Raw genomic sequence first — 16,509 nt, 5'->3', positions numbered from 1 at the left:
GTCGAGTCGTGCCGTGTCCAATGCCACTGCCCTGGTTGAGCTGCGCGAACAGCTTCGCGCGATCGAAGGCGCGTCGCTGCGCCGTCGTGACGTGCTGCCGTTCGGCATCGCTGCGGTGGACCGGCGGCTGGGCGATGGCGGCCTCAGGCTCGATGCGCTGCACGAAGTCGCGGGCGGTGGGCCGTCGCTGGCCGATGATGCCGCCGCCACATTGTTCCTGGCGGGCATCGCCGCGCGCGCGTGGGGCGAGGTGCTGTGGGTGGTGCGCCGCCGCGACCTGTTCGCGCCGGGGCTGAGCCAGGTCGGGCTGGGCGCGCACCGCGTCATCTATGCCGAGGCGGCCGACGATGCCGAACTGCTCGCGTTGATGGAGGAGGGGCTGCGCCATCGCGGGCTGGGCGCGGTGATCGGCGAGGTGAAGCGCGCGGCGATGCCCGCTACCCGCCGGTTGCAGCTCGCGGCCGAAGGCGGCCGCACCGTCGCGCTGCTGCTGCGCCGCCACGACCGCGCCGGGGGCGATCCGCTCGCCATTCCGTCGGCCGCGGTGACGCGCTGGCGGATCGGGTGCGCGCCGTCGGCAGCGCTGCCGGTCGCCGGCGTCGGCCGGTCGCGCTGGCACGTCGACCTTGTCCGCCAGCGCGGCGGCGAGCCTCATCACTGGTTGCTGGAGGGATGCGATGAAACGGGTCGCTGCGCTCTACCTGCCCGACTGGTCGATCGACCGGCTGCGGCGGGCAGGGCGGATCGCCGCGCCGCCGCCTGAACCGGTCGCCGCTGATCCCGCGCCGCTGGGCGAAATCGCGCATCGCGAGCGCGCGACGCAATGTTCGGTGCCTAACACGCCCGGCTGGCGCCCCGGCGCGCGCTGGGCCCGCGCCGAGATGGCAGCGCAGATTGAAAGGCTCCCCGCACATCAGCGTCCGCCGCTGCGCGAGCTTGGCCGGCGCAGCGAAGCCGCCGATCACCCGTTCAAGTCGATGCCCTGCGATGAAGCGCGCGGCCATTCGCCGGTGTCGCTGCGCAGTCCTGCGACACCCGAATTTTCCTCCCGGCGGCAGGTCAAGGCCAGGCAATCCCCGGTCTTACCCATCGCCCACGCGACCACCCACCGTGCCGGCAGCCGCATCGTCATCGCCGCTGCCTGTCCGGTCGCGCGCGCGCTGGGCATCGTGCCCGGCATGGCGGTGACCCAGGCGCGCGCCCAGTCGCCAGAATTGCGGCTCTATCCCGCCGATCCGGCGGGCGATCGCGCCGACCTGAACCGGCTGGCGCTGCTGCTCGCGCGGCGCTGGTCGCCGGTGGTGGCGATCGAGGACGGCGACCTGTTGTTCGTCGAGGTGACCGGCGTCGCGCATCTGTTCGGCGGCGAGGGCGCGATGGCGCGGCGGCTGGTGCGGCTGCTCGCCCGGCTGGGGATCAGCGCGCGCGTCGCCATCGCCGACACGCCCGGTGCCGCCTGGGCGCTGGCGCGCTGGGGCTGCGATCCCGTGACCTTGTGCCCGCCGGGGGGACAGGCGGATGCGCTCGCCCCCCTGCCGCCCGCCGCGCTGCGCATCGCGCCCGACCAGGTCGAATTGCTCCGGAGGCTGGGCGTCGACCGCATCGCGGCGTTGATCGCCCTGCCGCGCGCGCCGCTCGTGCGCCGTTTCGGTCGCGCCCTGAGCGACCGGATCGACCAGGCGACGGGACGGCTGCCCGAGCCGCTCGTCCCGGTGATCGCGCGCGACGCGATCGCGGTCGCACAGCGTTTCGCCGAGCCGATCCTGACGGCGGAGGTGATCGCCCACTGGCTAGGCGTGCTCGTCACCCGGCTGGTCGCGGCGCTGACCGCGGCGGGCGAGGGCGCACGCGCGGTCGAGCTGATCGCCGACCGGGTCGACCATGTGCCCCAGCGCATCCGCATCGGCCTGGCGCAGGCCAGCCGCGATCCCGCGCACCTGCTGCGCCTGCTCGCCCGGCGGATCGAGACGATCGAGCCGGGGTACGGCATCGATGCGATGACGCTCCACCTGCGCCGCAGTGAGCCGCTGGCACCCCAACCGGTCGCCGCCGGGTTGGAGCATGACGCCACGCCCGATCTCGCCCCGCTGATCGATGCGATCGCCAACCGCATCGGCATGGCGCGGCTGTGGCGTGCCGAGCCCGTCGAAAGCGACGTGCCCGAACGCGCTGTCGGGCGCGTTGGCCCGCTCACGCCGCCGCCGGAATCCGGGGAGCGGCTGCGCCCCGACGATGTCCGCCGCCTCGACCGCACTGGCAAATCGCCGATCTGGCACCCCGCCTGGCCGCGCCCGGTGCGGCTGTTGCGCCGGCCCGAAATGCTCGATCACGTGCTTGCCGAATTGCCCGATCGTCCGCCGCTGCGCTTCACCTGGCGCGGGCGCACCCACCGCGTGGTCCGCGCCGACGGGCCGGAGCGCATTCATGGCGAATGGTGGCGACGTTCCGCCGAACGCCACGCCACCCGCGACTATTTCCGGGTGGAGGACGACGCCGGCCAGCGTTTCTGGCTGTTCCGCCGCGGCGACGGCGAACGCCCCGCCACCGGCGACCTGAGCTGGTATCTCCATGGCCTGTTCGGGTGAATGGGCACTGACCTCTCTTCACCCATCCCCTTCAGGGGAGGGGCCGGGGGTGGGGGCTGTCCACCAGCGCCGCGCCCGACGGCCCCCAACCCAACCCCTCCCCTGAAGGGGAGGGGCTTGAGCAGTTCAGTTTCTGGACTGTTAGCCCCATTCCAACCGCTGTTGCCCGGCCAATGACCTATGCCGAGCTTCAGGTCACGACGCATTTCTCGTTTCTGCGCGGCGCGTCGTCGGCGGAGGAGTTGTTCACCGCCGCCGCGATGATGGGGATGCCCGCCCTCGGTATTACCGATCGCAATTCGGTGGGCGGCATCGTCCGGTCGCTGATCGCGGCCGAGCAGGTCAGCGAACAGGGCCATCCGATCCGCCTGGTCGCCGGCTGCCGGCTCGACCTGGTCTGCGGCGCGTCGCTGCTGGTGTGGCCACAGGATGTCGGCGGCTGGCGCGCGCTCACCCGGCTGCTGACGCTGGGCAAGGGGCGCGCCGACCCCAAACGCGGCGAAAAGGGGCAGTGCTTCCTGCATTGGGAGGATGTCGCGGCGCATGCCGACGGGCTGGTCGCGGCGCTGGTGCCGGGCCTTGCCGATCGCGGCGACCCGCTGGCGATGCGCTGGATGGCGGATATCTTTCCCGGGCGCGGCCATGTCGCGCTGACCTGGCACCGCCGGCCCGACGACGCGCTGCGCCTCCACGCGCTCGACCGGGCGGCGCGTGCGCACGGCCTGGTGCCGCTCGCGACCGGGGACGTGCTCTATCACCATCCCGACCGGCGGATGCTGCAGGATGTCGTCACCGCCATCCGAAACAAATGCACGGTCGACGATCTGGGCTTTCGGCGCGAGCGCCATGCCGATCGCCACCTGCATCCGCCGCAGGAGATGGCGCGCCGCTTCGCCGATCACCCCGATGCGCTCAACGCCATCGACGCGATCCTAGAACGCTGCACCTTCAGCCCGCGCGACCTGCGCTATCAATATCCCGACGAGATCGTGATGAGCGGCCGCAGCCCGCAGGACGCGCTGGCGCACATGGCCCGCCAAGCGCTCGACCGGCGCTTCGGGGGCGCGCCGCCCGCCGACTATCGCAACCTGCTCGACTACGAACTCGGGCTGGTCGAACAGATGGGCTATGCCCCCTATTTCCTGACCGTCCATTCGATCGTGCAATATGCCCGCGCGCAGAACATCCTGTGCCAGGGGCGCGGATCGGCGGCCAATTCGATGATCTGCTTCGTGCTCGGCATCACGTCGATCGACCCGATCAAGCACAAGCTGCTGTTCGAACGCTTCATCTCGACCAGCCGCAACGAGCCCCCCGACATCGACGTCGATTTCGAGCATGAGCGGCGCGAGGAGGTGATCCAGTGGATCTATGACAGCTATGGCCATGACCATGCCGCGCTGACCGCCGTGGTTAGCCGGTTTCGAGCCAGGGGCAGCGTGCGCGAGGTCGGCAAGGCGCTGGGGCTGAGCGAGGATTTGACCGCGGGGCTGGCGGGCCAGGTCTGGGGCTGGTCAGCCGAAGGGGTGGAGGAGCGGCATGTCGAGGCGCTCAACCTGGACGCGACCGACCCGCGCATCGCGCTGACGCTGGAGCTGGCGCGCGAGCTGATCGGCACGCCGCGCCATTTGTCGCAGCACCCCGGCGGCTTCGTGCTGACCCGCGATCCGCTCCACGATCTGGTGCCGGTCGAACCCGCCGCGATGCCCGACCGCTGGGTGATCGAATTGGAAAAGGAGGATATCGAGGCGCTGGGTTTCATGAAGGTCGATGTGCTGGGGCTGGGGATGCTCGGCTGCATGCGCCGCGCGTTCGAACTGCTCGAAGCGCACAAGGGCGTGGCGATCGACATGGCGAGCGACGAGATGCAGACCGATTGCCCGGATACCTTCGGGATGATCCAGCGCGCCGACACGCTGGGCGTGTTCCAGATCGAAAGCCGCGCGCAGATGTCGATGCTGCCGCGCATGAAGCCGCGCGAATTCTATGACCTGGTGATCGAGGTCGCGATCGTGCGCCCCGGCCCGATCCAGGGCGACATGGTTCATCCCTATCTGAAGCGGCGCGAGGGGCGCGAGGCGGTCGTCTATCCCAATGATGCGCTGCGCGACGTGCTGGAAAAGACGCTGGGCGTGCCGCTGTTCCAGGAACAGGCGATGAAGGTCGCGATCGTCGGCGCGGGCTTTACGCCGGCGGAGGCCGACCGGCTGCGCCGCGCGATGGCGACGTTCAAGTTCACCGGCGGGGTCGGCGAGTTCCGCGACAAGCTGATCGCGGGCATGCGCGCGAACGGCATCGCCCAGGACTTTGCCGAGCGGCTGGTCAAGCAGATCGAGGGCTTCGGCAGCTATGGCTTTCCCGAAAGCCACGCCGCCAGCTTTGCCAAGATCGCCTATGCGTCGTGCTGGATGAAGCATCATCACCCCGACATCTTCTGCGCCGCTTTGCTCAACGCCCAGCCGATGGGCTTCTATGCCCCCGCCCAGATCGTCCGCGACGCGCGCGAACACGGCGTCGAGGTGCGGCCGCTGTGCATCAACGCCAGCCGCTGGGACGTGATGGTGGAGGGGTGGGATTTGGGGGACGGCTCCCCCCTCCCGTTGAGCTTCGCTCGCCTGCAGCCCAGGGGAGGGGGCGAGAGTGGGGGCTATCCACCTGGCGCGGTGCTGGTGGCTCCCCCCCACCCCCGCCGACTGGGCCGCACTCGCTGCAAAGGAAGTGAAGGGTCGCGACCTGACCTGGCACACGCCGGAGGGGATTGTGGTCAAGCCGCTCTACACCGCCGAGGACGTGGCCGGGATCGACCCTGGCCTGCCCGGCTTCGCGCCCTATACGCGCGGGGTGAAGGCGACGATGTATGCCGGCCGCCCCTGGACGATCCGGCAATATGCGGGCTTTTCGACCGCCGAGGAATCCAATGCTTTCTACCGCCGCAACCTGGCGGCCGGGCAGAAGGGGCTGAGCGTTGCCTTCGACCTCGCCACCCATCGCGGCTATGACAGCGATCATCCCCGCGTCACCGGCGATGTCGGCAAGGCGGGCGTAGCGATCGACACGGTCGAGGACATGAAGATCCTGTTCGACGGCATCCCGCTCGACCAGATGTCGGTCAGCATGACGATGAACGGCGCGGTGATCCCCGTCCTCGCTTTCTTCATCGTCGCGGCGCAGGAACAGGGCGTCGATCAGGCGCTGCTGGAAGGCACCATCCAGAACGACATCCTCAAGGAGTTCATGGTCCGCAACACCTATATCTACCCGCCCGAGCCATCGATGCGGATCATCGCGGACATCTTTGCCTATACCTCGGCCAACATGCCGAAATTCAACTCGATCTCGATCAGCGGCTATCACATGCATGAGGCCGGGGCGACGCAGGTGCAGGAGCTGGCCTTCACCATCGCCGACGGTATCGAATATGTCCGGCGCGGGGTGGAGAGCGGACTCGATATCGACAAGTTCGCAGGCCGCCTGTCGTTCTTTTTCGCGATCGGCATGAACTTCTTCATGGAAGTCGCCAAGCTGCGCGCCGCGCGGCTCTTGTGGCACCGGGCGATGACGATGCTGGGGGCACAGGACGAACGGTCGAAGGTGCTCCGCACCCATTGCCAGACATCGGGCGTGTCGCTGACCGAGCAGGACCCCTACAACAACGTCATCCGCACCACCGTGGAGGCGATGGCGGCGATGCTGGGCGGCACCCAGTCGCTCCACACCAACGCGCTCGACGAAGCGATCGCGCTGCCCACCGACTTCTCCGCCCGCATCGCGCGCAACACCCAGATCGTGCTGCAGGAAGAAACGGGGATGACCAAGGTCGTCGATCCGCTGGGCGGCAGTTACTATGTCGAGGCGCTGACCAGGGAACTGGCCGACAAGGCGTGGGAGATCGTCGAGCGGGTCGAGGCCGAAGGCGGCATGGCGAAGGCAGTCGCGGCCGGCTGGCCCAAGGCGATGATCGAGGAAGCCGCCGCCGCCCGGCAAGCGCGGGTCGACCGGGCGGAGGACGTGATCGTCGGCGTCAACAAATACCGGCTGGCGAACGAGGACCTGCTGGAGACGCTGGAAGTCGACAACGCCGCGGTGCGCGAATCGCAGATCGCGCGGATCAACGCGGTCAAGGCCGGACGAGACGAAGCGGCGGTGCAGGCTGCGCTGGAGGCGTTGCGGGAAGCGGCGAAAGCTCCTCCCCGAGCTCGCCTCGGGGAGGGGGACCATCGCGAAGCGATGGTGGAGGGGCAATTGCCGGCCCAGACCCCTCCACCACCGCCGTTGGCGGCGGTCCCCCTCCCCGAGCAAGCTCGGGGAGGAACTGAAACCAACCTCCTGGCCCTTGCCGTCACCGCGGCGCGCGCCCGCGCCACGCTGGGGGAAATCTCGGCGGCGATGGAGGACGTGTTCGGCCGTCACGCCACCGTCCCCACTCCGGTCAGGGGCGTCTATGCCGCCCCCTATGCCGAGGATGATCGCTGGGCGCAGGTCACCGCCGGCGTCGACGCGGTCACTCGCCGGCTGGGTCGGAAACCCAAACTCCTCGTCGCGAAAATGGGCCAGGACGGGCATGATCGCGGTGCCAATGTCATCGCCAGCGCCTTTGCCGACATGGGCTTTGACGTGGTGAGCAGCCCATTGTTCCAAACGCCGGAGGAGACCGTCGTGCTGGCGCTGGACTCCGGCGCGGACATTGTCGGCGCGTCGTCGCTGGCAGCGGGGCACAAGACGCTGATCCCGGCGCTGATCGCCGGGCTGCGTGCCGCCGGCCGTCCAGACATCAAGGTGATCGCCGGCGGCGTGATCCCGCCCCAGGATTATGATGTCCTGCGCGATGCGGGCGTTCAGGGGATTTACGGGCCCGGATCGAACGTGGTCGAATGCGCCGCCGACGTGCTGCGCCTGCTGGGCCACAACATGCCCCCGGTGGGGGAGGATGCGCGGTGACGGCCACGGCGATCCTGCTCGGCAAGGCGGGGTTCGTGCTGTTCGCGCTCGGGCTGCTCATCGGGATCGCCATCCCTAAACTGCGCAACCCGCGCATGGGCCTGTCCGCGCACCTGACCGCGGTGCAGACCGGGCCGGCACTGATCGCGCTTGCGCTGTTCTGGCCCTATCTGACCGTGCCGGAGGCGTGGGCAGCCGGGGTGATCCACGCGCTGTGGCTGTCTTCCTACCTGCTGGTCGCAGGCATCTTGCTCGCCGCGCTGGTCGGGGCGAGCCGGAGCTTGCCGATCGCCGGCCAGGGCCATAGGGCGAGCCAGACCATGGAAACCGTCGTCACCGTGCTGGTCAAAGGCAGTTCGCTGGTGATGGCGGTCGCCGCAGTCGCCATTTGCTTTTTCGCGCTGACCTGATCGATGGAAATACCCGTGACCGCCGAATCCCGTACCGACTGGACGCGCGACGAAATCGCCGCGTTGTTCGACCTGCCCTTCACCGAGCTCGTGTTCCGCGCCGCTGAAGTGCACCGCGCGCATCATGATCCGGTCGCGGTGCAGCGATCGACGCTGCTCAGCATCAAGACCGGCGGCTGCCCGGAGGATTGCGGCTATTGCTCGCAATCGGTCCATGCGGAAACCGGGCTCAAGGCGACGCGGCTGATGGACGTGCGTGCGGTGCTGCAATCCGCCGCGCAGGCACGGGACAATGGCTCGACCCGCTTCTGCATGGGCGCGGCGTGGCGCAACCCCAAGGACCGCGACATGCCCGCGATCGTCGAGATGGTGAAGGGCGTGCGTCAGATGGGCATGGAGACCTGCATGACCCTGGGGATGCTGACCCCGGGGCAGGCGGCGATGCTCGCCGACGCGGGCCTCGATTACTACAACCACAATATTGACACCTCGCCCGAGCGCTATGGCGACGTCATCACCACGCGGACCTTCGCGGACCGGCTGGAGACGCTGGATCATGTCCGCTCCGCCGGCATCAATGTGTGCAGCGGCGGCATCGTCGGCATGGGCGAGACGCGCGAGGACCGGGTCGGGTTCATCCATGCGCTCGCCACCCTGCCCCAGCATCCCGAAAGCGTGCCGGTCAACGCGCTGGTGCCGGTCAAGGGCACAGTGCTGGGCGACATGCTGGCCAACACGCCGCTCGCCAAGATCGACGATATCGAGTTCGTCCGCACCGTCGCGGTCGCCCGCATCACCATGCCGGAAAGCATGGTGCGGCTGAGCGCAGGCCGCGAGAGCATGAGCGAGGCGACGCAGGCGCTATGTTTCCTGGCGGGAGCGAACAGCATCTTCACCGGCGACAAGCTGCTGACCGCCGGCAATGCGGGGGATGACGCGGACGCCGCGCTGTTCGAGCGGCTGGGGGTGAAGGCGATGGCGTTGGACAGCGAAGGCGCGCAATGCCCACCGTAAAGCGGATCGGCGCGTTCAGGTTTTACTTCTACAGCCACGAGCCGAACGAGCCGCCGCACATTCACGTCGATCGAGGTGATGCGACCATGAAGGTCTGGCTGGAAACGATCGAAGTGGCGAAAAGTCGAGGCTTTCGAGCGCATGAGATCAGTGGCATTGTCGAGATGGTCGACGCCCATCGCGCGGAGTTTCTGGAGGCATGGCATGAACATTTCGGCTAAGCTCACCGACGAGCGCGTGCTGGACGTCCGTTGCGACGAGCACAGCTTGATCGTCGACCTGATGGACGGCCGCTCGATCTCTGCGCCCCTGGCCTGGTATCCGCGCCTCCTGCACGCCACGCCACAGCAACGCGCGAACTGGGAGCGGGCGGGGGCAGGCTATGGCATCCACTGGCCGGAAATCGACGAGGATTTGAGTACCGACGGGCTACTGCGCGGTGCGCGGGCACCGAATGCGGCGTAATGGGCAACTGTCGATGATCTCCGCGCCCCTCTTTGTCACAAAGAATGGGGATCGCAGGCTTTGGGGAACGTTCAGGTTCGATCAGCTGCCTGCTCCTGGTGACCGAATTAGTATCACAGATCATAACGAGCGAGTGCAACGGCTGACTGTTCTGTATGTGAATCACGAACCTTTACGCGATGATCAACCTAATGATCCCGATCGGTGCACATCCTGGATAAACGCGGAATGGGTCGATGAATTTTATTGATTTGGAACTCTGATGTTCAACAAAATCCTGGTCGCCAATCGCGGCGAAATCGCGTGTCGCGTGTTCCGCACCGCCAAGCGCATGGGGCTGGCGACCGTCGCGGTCTATTCGGATGCGGATGCGCGCTCGCCACACGTCCTGACGGCGGATGAGGCGGTGCGGCTAGGGCCGGCGCCGGCGGCGGAGAGCTACCTGCGTGCCGACCTGATCCTGGAAGCGGCGAAGGCGACGGGCGCGGATTGCATCCACCCCGGCTATGGCTTCCTGTCGGAGCGCGAGAGTTTCGCAAAGGCGTGCGCGGAGGCGGGAATCGCGTTCGTCGGTCCACCGCCCAACGCCATCGCGGCGATGGGCGACAAGATCGAATCGAAGAAGCTCGCCAAGGCCGCGGGCGTCAACGTCGTCCCCGGCTATCTGGGCGAGATCGCCGATACCGACGAGGCGGTGCGGATCGCCAGCGACATCGGCTTTCCGGTGATGATGAAGGCGTCGGCGGGTGGCGGCGGCAAGGGGATGCGGCTCGCCTGGTCCGAACAGGATGTCCGCGAAGGGTTCGAGGCGACCAAGCGCGAGGGGCTGGCGAGCTTCGGCGACGATCGCGTATTCATCGAGAAGTTCATCGAAAGCCCGCGCCACATCGAGATCCAGGTGCTGGGCGACCAGCATGGCAACATCGTCTATCTGGGCGAGCGCGAATGTTCGATCCAGCGCCGCCACCAGAAGGTGGTGGAGGAAGCCCCCTCCCCCTTCGTCACGCCCGCGATGCGGCGCGCGATGGGCGAACAGGCGGTCGCGCTGGCCCGCGCGGTCGGCTATTTCAGCGCGGGCACCGTCGAGCTGATCGTCAGTGGCGCGGACCCGACCGGCGAGAGCTTCTACTTCCTGGAGATGAACACGCGGCTGCAGGTCGAGCATCCGGTGACCGAGGCGGTGACGGGCATTGATCTGGTCGAGCAGATGATCCGCGTGGCGGCGGGCGAACCGCTGGGCTTCGGGCAGGGCGACATTCGCCTGAACGGCTGGGCGATCGAGAACCGTGTCTATGCCGAGGACCCCTATCGCGGCTTTCTGCCGAGCACCGGCCGGCTCGTGCGCTATGCGCCGCCGCCGGCGGAGGAGACGCCATATGTGACCTGGTCGTCCCCGCTCGCGAGCGAGAGAGATGCGCATAGCGAGGGCGAACGTATCTCGACTTCGCTCGATACGAACGGAATCACGCTCGATACCAACGGAGCGAATGCCGCTCCACCGCCGTTCGCTTCGAGCGAAGCCGAGAAGCGCGATGCAGCCTATATCCGCGTCGACGATGGCGTCACCGAAGGCGGCGAGGTCAGCATCTTCTATGACCCGATGATCGCCAAGCTGATCACCTGGGCACCGACGCGCGATGAAGCCGCCGACCTGCAGGTGCAGGCGCTCGACCGCTTCGTGGTCGAGGGCGTCGGCAACAATGTCGATTTCCTGTCGGCGCTGATGCAGCATCCCCGCTTCCGTTCGGGCAACCTCACCACCGGCTTCATCGCCGAGGAATATCCCGACGGATTCCATGGCGCGGCGATGGCCGACGATCTGCCCGCGCAGCTGGCGGCGGTGGCGGCGGCGCTGACCCGTGCCGACCGCCTGCGTGCCGGCGCGATCAGCGGGCGGCTGAATGGCGCGCCCGACCCCGGCGTTGCGTGGACCGTGACGCGCGACGGCACGACGTACGAGGTCGCGCTGACCGAAGGCGGCGCAATCGTCGACGGCGTGGCAATGACGCTCGACCTGCACCATGGTCCCGGCATGCGGATGGCCGAAGCGGTCATCGACGGCGCGCCGCTGGCGCTGCGCGTCGAAAGGCGTCGCGGCGGCGGCTGGGTGCTGCAGACACGCGGCGCCCGCCATGTGGTGCGCGCCGAACGCCCGGAAGTGGCGGCGCTGGCCCGCCACATGATCGAAAAGCTGCCGCCCGACACGAGCAAGTTCCTGCTGTGCCCGATGCCGGGACTGCTCACCCGGCTGCACGTCGCGCCGGGCGACCGGGTCGAGGCGGGACAGCCGCTGGCGGTGGTGGAAGCCATGAAGATGGAGAATATCCTGCGCGCCGAGCGTGCCGGGGTGGTCAAGGCCGCCAACGCCGCACCGGGCGACAGCCTGATGGTCGACGCCGCGATCCTCGAGTTCGAATAGATCACGATCAGGATGGGCTCGCCTCTTAAGCCCCTCCCCTTCACGGGAGGGGTAGGGGGTGCGGCTTGTCCGTTCGGATCGGCAAATAGATAGTTCCCAACCCCCCTCTGAAGGGGAGGGACTTAGATCGCTTCGTGCGCATTTCTGCTATTGCAAATGACACGCATTAAGCTAATCGCCTCTCGCACAGGGAGACGATGAATGACGTTGCTGAGTTCCGCGCTGCTGCTTTCCACCGCATTGAGCGCCGCCACTGACGCACCCGTCGCGCCGGTGCCTGAGACGCCCGAGCAGGAAATCATCGTCATCGGCCAGGCCGACGGCTATCTGGCGACCGACGGCACGACCGCGCTCAAGACGCGCACGCCACTGAAGGACACGCCGCAGACGATCACGGTCCTGACCCGCGAGCAGCTGGACGATCAGGCGATCCTGAGCATCGGCGAGGCACTGCGCTACGTCCCCGGCACCACCGTCGGCCAGGGCGAGGGCAATCGCGATCAGGTGACGATCCGCGGCCAGAACACCACCGCCGACTTCTTCCTGGATGGCGTGCGCGACGACGTGCAGTATTTCCGCCCGCTCTATAACCTGGAGCGGGTCGAGGTGCTGAAGGGGCCCGCGGCGCTCACCTTTGGCCGCGGCGGCGGCGGCGGCGTGATCAACCGCGTCCAGAAGACGCCGCTCGCCGACCAGTTCGCCTTCGGTGCCGACGCCAGCGTCAACAGCTTCGGCGCGACGCTGGTCAGCGCCGACCTGAACGCCCCGATCGCGCCCGGCGCGGCGTTGCGCGTCAACGCGATGGCGGAGGGGCTGGAGAGCTTTCGCGATTTCGTCGACGGCGAACGGTTCGCGATCAATCCCTATGCCGCCGCCGAACTGGGCCGCACGTGGCGTGTCGGGCTGTCCTACGAATATCTGGACGACGATCGCGTGACCGATCGCGGCGTCCCGTCGCTCGACAATCGCCCGATCACCAACGCGCGCGACACATTCTTCGGCGTGCCCGGCGTCAATCGGACGACGTTGCAGGCACATGTCGCCAAGCTCCGCGTCGAGGGCGAGATCGCGCCCGGCCTGACGCTCGACACGACCCTGCTCTACGGCAATTACGACAAGCTCTATACCAACGTCTTTCCCAACGGCGCGGTACGCGCCAGCGACGGCACCTTCGCGCTTGGAGCCTATACCGACACGACGACGCGCGAGAATCTGATCGGCCAGGGCAATCTGATCTGGACGGCCGATCTGGGCGGGGCGCGGAGCACGCTGCTGATCGGGGTCGAGGTCGCCGACCAGTCGAGCCGCAACGCGCGGCTCAACGGCACGCTGTCGTCGGCGCGGATCAGCGTCGTCGACCCCGTCTATCCGACCGTCCGCTTCGACATCCCGGCCAACGACCGCCGGTCGGATGTCGACGTGTTCTCCGTTTATGCCCAGGACCAGTTTCAGATCGGCACGCTTGTCGAGATCGTCGTAGGCCTGCGTTACGACCGGTTCGAAATTGCGGGCGTCGACTTCGCGGCCACCCCCGACCGGCCGTTCGGGCGCACCGACGACAAGGTGTCGCCGCGGTTCGGCCTGATCCTGAAGCCGACGACCGCGCTGTCGCTCTATGGCAGCTACAGCCGGTCCTTCCTGCCGCGTTCGGGCGATCAGTTCCTGGCGCTTTCGACGACTCAGCAGAACCTGGCGCCCGAAGCCTTCACCAATTACGAGGTCGGCGCGAAATGGGCGATCCGGCCCGACCTGACCGCCACGGTCGCGCTGTTCCGGCTCGACCGGACCAATGCGACGACGCCCGACCCGCTCAACCCCGCGCTGTCGATCAATATCGGCGCGACGCGGACGGAGGGCGTCGAGGTCGGGCTCGCCGGGCGGATCACGCCTGAATGGCAGGTCAGCGGCGGCTACAGCTATCAGGACGCAGTGCTGCGCGGCAACGACGCGGTGCGGCTGGGCCAGGTGCCGCGGCATCAGGCGTCGCTGTGGAACCGTTATCAGGTCGCCCCGGCGATCGGCATCGGGCTGGGCGTGGTGCATCAGGGCAGCCAGTTCGCGGCGATCCGCACGTCGCCGGCGACGACGCGCCTGCCCGCGTTCACGCGCGTCGATGCGGCATTGTTCTACACCATCGATCCGCGCTTCGACATCCAGGTCAATGTCGAGAACCTGTTCGACACCGATTACTTCAGCGACGCGCACAATAACAACAACGTGACGCCCGGCGCGCCGATCAACGCCCGCGTGACGCTGCGCGCGCGGTTATAGGGTCCAGCCCGAAACACGGGTCGCCAGAGCATCCTCGCTTTCGCGTCACCCCGGTCTGCACTGGGGTGAATAAGGCGGAGAGACGTCCGCCCGGCTGCTGGAAATGCGTTTGATCGCCCGTCACCCCGGCCCCCGTACCGGGGTCCACCGTGCGGCAGGCGCAGTGCACGGCGATCATGGGCGGCGCTGGCGGCAGGGGAAAGCTTCACGCCCGCGCTCAACCCGATTTCCAGCAGGTCGAGCGCGTCGGCGATTCCCGCGCGCGCCCGCGCGGTCATTGGCGCGCCCATCACGGTGCAGCTGCCAAGCTGGACGCGGAACGCTTCGCGACCGGCCGCTTGATCGGTCATTACCGCCTCCGGGGCAGCTTGTTGCATGGCGGCGATACCCCAGATAAGGCCGCGCCACCAATGACCCAACCGTTGATCCTTGCCGTGCCGAAGGGGCGCATCCTCGATGAGGCGCTGCCGCTGCTCGCGCAGGTCGGCATCGTGCCCGAACCCGCATTCGCCGATCCCGACAGCCGCGCGCTGCGCTTTGCCACCAATACGCCCGCGATCGACCTGATCCGGGTGCGCGCGTTCGACGTCGCGACCTTTGTCGCGCATGGCGCGGCGCAGCTGGGCATCGTCGGTTCCGACGTGCTGGCCGAATTCGATTATTCGGAGCTGTACGCCCCCGTCGACCTGGGCATCGGGCATTGCCGCATCTCGGTCGCCGAACCGGCGGACCTGGCCGCGGGCGACGATCCGCGCGGATGGAGCCATGTGCGCATCGCCACCAAATATCCCCACATCACGCGGCGCCATTTCGAGGCGCGCGGGGTGCAGGCCGAATGCGTCAAGCTCAACGGCGCGATGGAGCTGGCCCCGGTGCTGGGGCTGGCCCCGCGCATCGTCGACCTCGTCTCCTCGGGGCGCACGCTCAAAGAGAACGGGCTGGTCGAGGTCGAGGTGATCGCACAGGTCACGAGCCGGCTGATCGTCAACCGCGCCGCGTTCAAGATGCGCGCGGACACCATCGTGCCGCTGGTCGATCGTTTTCGCCGCGCGGTGGCCCAGCAGGACGCGGCCGCATGATCCGCCTGGACGCCAGCGCCCCCGGCTTTGCCGCGCAGTTCGACGCGCTGGTCAATGCCCGCCGCGAGTCCGACGCCGACGTCGCGCGCGACGTCGCGACGATCGTGCGCGCGGTGAAGGACGAGGGCGACGCCGCGCTCCACGCCTTCACGCTCAAATTCGACCGCCATGACCTCAACGACACGGGCTGGCGGATCGAGCGCAGCGCGTGCGCGGCGGCGCTGGCGGGTATCGCGCCCGAATTGCGCGCGGCGCTCGAGCTCGCGCGCGACCGGATCATGGCGTATCACGCGCGCCAGAAGCCGCAGGACAGCGAGACGACCGACGCGCACGGCATCCGCACCGGGGCACGGTGGCGCGCGGTCGACGCGGCGGGCGTCTATGTGCCGGGCGGGCGGGCCGCCTATCCCTCATCGGTGCTGATGAATGCCATTCCCGCCAGGGTCGCGGGGGTCGAGCGGCTGGTGATGGTGACGCCGACGCCCGACGGTGAGGTCAATCCGTTGGTGCTCGCCGCCGCCGAGCTGGCAGGGGTCGACGAGGTGTGGCGGGTCGGCGGCGCGCAGGCGATCGCCGCGCTTGCCTATGGCACCGATCGCATCACCCCGGTCGATGTCATCACCGGCCCCGGCAATGCCTGGGTCGCGGAGGCGAAGCGCCAGCTTTATGGCGTGGTCGGCATCGATATGGTCGCGGGGCCGAGCGAGATCGTCGTCGTCGCGGACGGCGCGAACGACCCCGAATGGACCGCCGCCGACCTGTTGAGCCAGGCCGAGCACGACCCGACCAGCCAGTCGATCCTGTTCACCGACGACGCGGCCTTTGCCGATCGGGTGGCGGACGCGGTCGACCGCCAGATCGGCGCGCTCACCACCGCGAACGTCGCGCGGGCGAGCTGGGACGCCAATGGCGCGATCATCCTGGTCCCGGAGCTGATGGCGGCGGTGCCGCTGGTCGACCGGCTGGCGCCCGAGCATCTGGAGCTGGCGGTTGCCGATCCCGCGCCACTGTTCGCTGCCGTGCGCCACGCCGGCTCGATCTTCCTCGGCCGGCACACGCCGGAAGCGGTCGGCGATTATGTCGCGGGGCCGAACCATGTGCTGCCGACCGGGCGCCGCGCGCGCTTTGCCAGCGGATTGTCGGTGCTCGACTTCATGAAGCGGACGAGCTTCCTGGAGCTGGGGCCACAGGGGCTGGCGGCGATCGGCCCGGCAGCGGTCGCGCTCGCCAATGCGGAGGGGCTGCCGGCGCATGCCAAGTCGGTGGCGCTGCGGCTGGCCGACTGAGCCTATTCTGCCAATCCTCCCCGTCCCCGTTCGTTTCTCGAC

The 16,509-nt window shown here is 68.3% G+C and carries 11 protein-coding genes and 1 pseudogene; all 12 read left to right on the top strand.

Annotation, left to right across the window (positions count from 1 at the left end):
* The first annotated feature begins 13 nt into the window (after positions 1 to 13).
* Positions 14 to 763, top strand: coding sequence for an ImuA family protein (locus tag AX709_RS00290; RefSeq protein WP_066545537.1), 750 nt, complete (start codon positions 14 to 16; stop codon positions 761 to 763).
* Positions 678 to 2,585, top strand: a complete 1,908-nt coding sequence (locus AX709_RS00285; RefSeq protein WP_066545535.1) for a DUF6504 family protein — start codon at positions 678 to 680, stop codon at positions 2,583 to 2,585. Before AX709_RS00290 ends, AX709_RS00285 begins: the two co-directional genes overlap by 86 nt.
* A gap of 173 nt (positions 2,586 to 2,758) precedes the next feature.
* Positions 2,759 to 5,152, top strand: a pseudogene (locus AX709_RS00280) (error-prone DNA polymerase); the annotation flags it as partial.
* Between the two features lie 88 nt (positions 5,153 to 5,240).
* Positions 5,241 to 7,523: a methylmalonyl-CoA mutase gene (gene scpA / locus AX709_RS00275; RefSeq protein ID WP_066545575.1), complete on the top strand. Its 2,283-nt coding sequence runs from the start codon at positions 5,241 to 5,243 to the stop codon at positions 7,521 to 7,523.
* Positions 7,520 to 7,933, top strand: coding sequence for a hypothetical protein (locus AX709_RS00270; protein WP_066545533.1), 414 nt, complete (start codon positions 7,520 to 7,522; stop codon positions 7,931 to 7,933). The genes scpA and AX709_RS00270 overlap by 4 nt, the downstream gene beginning before the upstream one ends.
* Positions 7,934 to 7,936: 3 nt before the next feature.
* Positions 7,937 to 8,947 carry a biotin synthase BioB gene (bioB, locus tag AX709_RS00265; protein WP_066545530.1) on the top strand — a complete coding sequence of 337 codons (1,011 nt, stop codon included), beginning with the start codon at positions 7,937 to 7,939 and terminating at the stop codon, positions 8,945 to 8,947.
* The gene (locus AX709_RS00260) at positions 8,935 to 9,168 is read left to right on the top strand and encodes a DUF4160 domain-containing protein (protein ID WP_066545528.1); all 234 of its coding nucleotides are present in this window, start codon (positions 8,935 to 8,937) and stop codon (positions 9,166 to 9,168) included. The genes bioB and AX709_RS00260 overlap by 13 nt, the downstream gene beginning before the upstream one ends.
* Positions 9,152 to 9,412 carry a DUF2442 domain-containing protein gene (locus AX709_RS00255; protein WP_066545521.1) on the top strand — a complete coding sequence of 87 codons (261 nt, stop codon included), beginning with the start codon at positions 9,152 to 9,154 and terminating at the stop codon, positions 9,410 to 9,412. Before AX709_RS00260 ends, AX709_RS00255 begins: the two co-directional genes overlap by 17 nt.
* A 262-nt stretch (positions 9,413 to 9,674) precedes the next feature.
* The gene (locus AX709_RS00250; protein ID WP_066545518.1) at positions 9,675 to 11,831 is read left to right on the top strand and encodes an acetyl-CoA carboxylase biotin carboxylase subunit; all 2,157 of its coding nucleotides are present in this window, start codon (positions 9,675 to 9,677) and stop codon (positions 11,829 to 11,831) included.
* A gap of 201 nt (positions 11,832 to 12,032) precedes the next feature.
* A complete protein-coding gene (locus AX709_RS00245) occupies positions 12,033 to 14,102 on the top strand; it encodes a TonB-dependent receptor (RefSeq protein WP_066545517.1) in 2,070 nt (689 codons plus the stop codon).
* Between the two features lie 410 nt (positions 14,103 to 14,512).
* Positions 14,513 to 15,181 carry an ATP phosphoribosyltransferase gene (gene hisG, locus AX709_RS00240; protein WP_066481847.1) on the top strand — a complete coding sequence of 223 codons (669 nt, stop codon included), beginning with the start codon at positions 14,513 to 14,515 and terminating at the stop codon, positions 15,179 to 15,181.
* Positions 15,178 to 16,467, top strand: coding sequence for a histidinol dehydrogenase (gene hisD, locus AX709_RS00235; RefSeq protein ID WP_066545510.1), 1,290 nt, complete (start codon positions 15,178 to 15,180; stop codon positions 16,465 to 16,467). The genes hisG and hisD overlap by 4 nt, the downstream gene beginning before the upstream one ends.
* Positions 16,468 to 16,509 lie beyond the last annotated feature (42 nt).

The organism is Sphingomonas sp. CCH15-F11 (assembly GCF_001557005.1).
Taxonomy (GTDB): Bacteria; Pseudomonadota; Alphaproteobacteria; order Sphingomonadales; family Sphingomonadaceae; genus Sphingomonas.
This window is presented reverse-complemented; position numbering and strand designations above follow the sequence as displayed.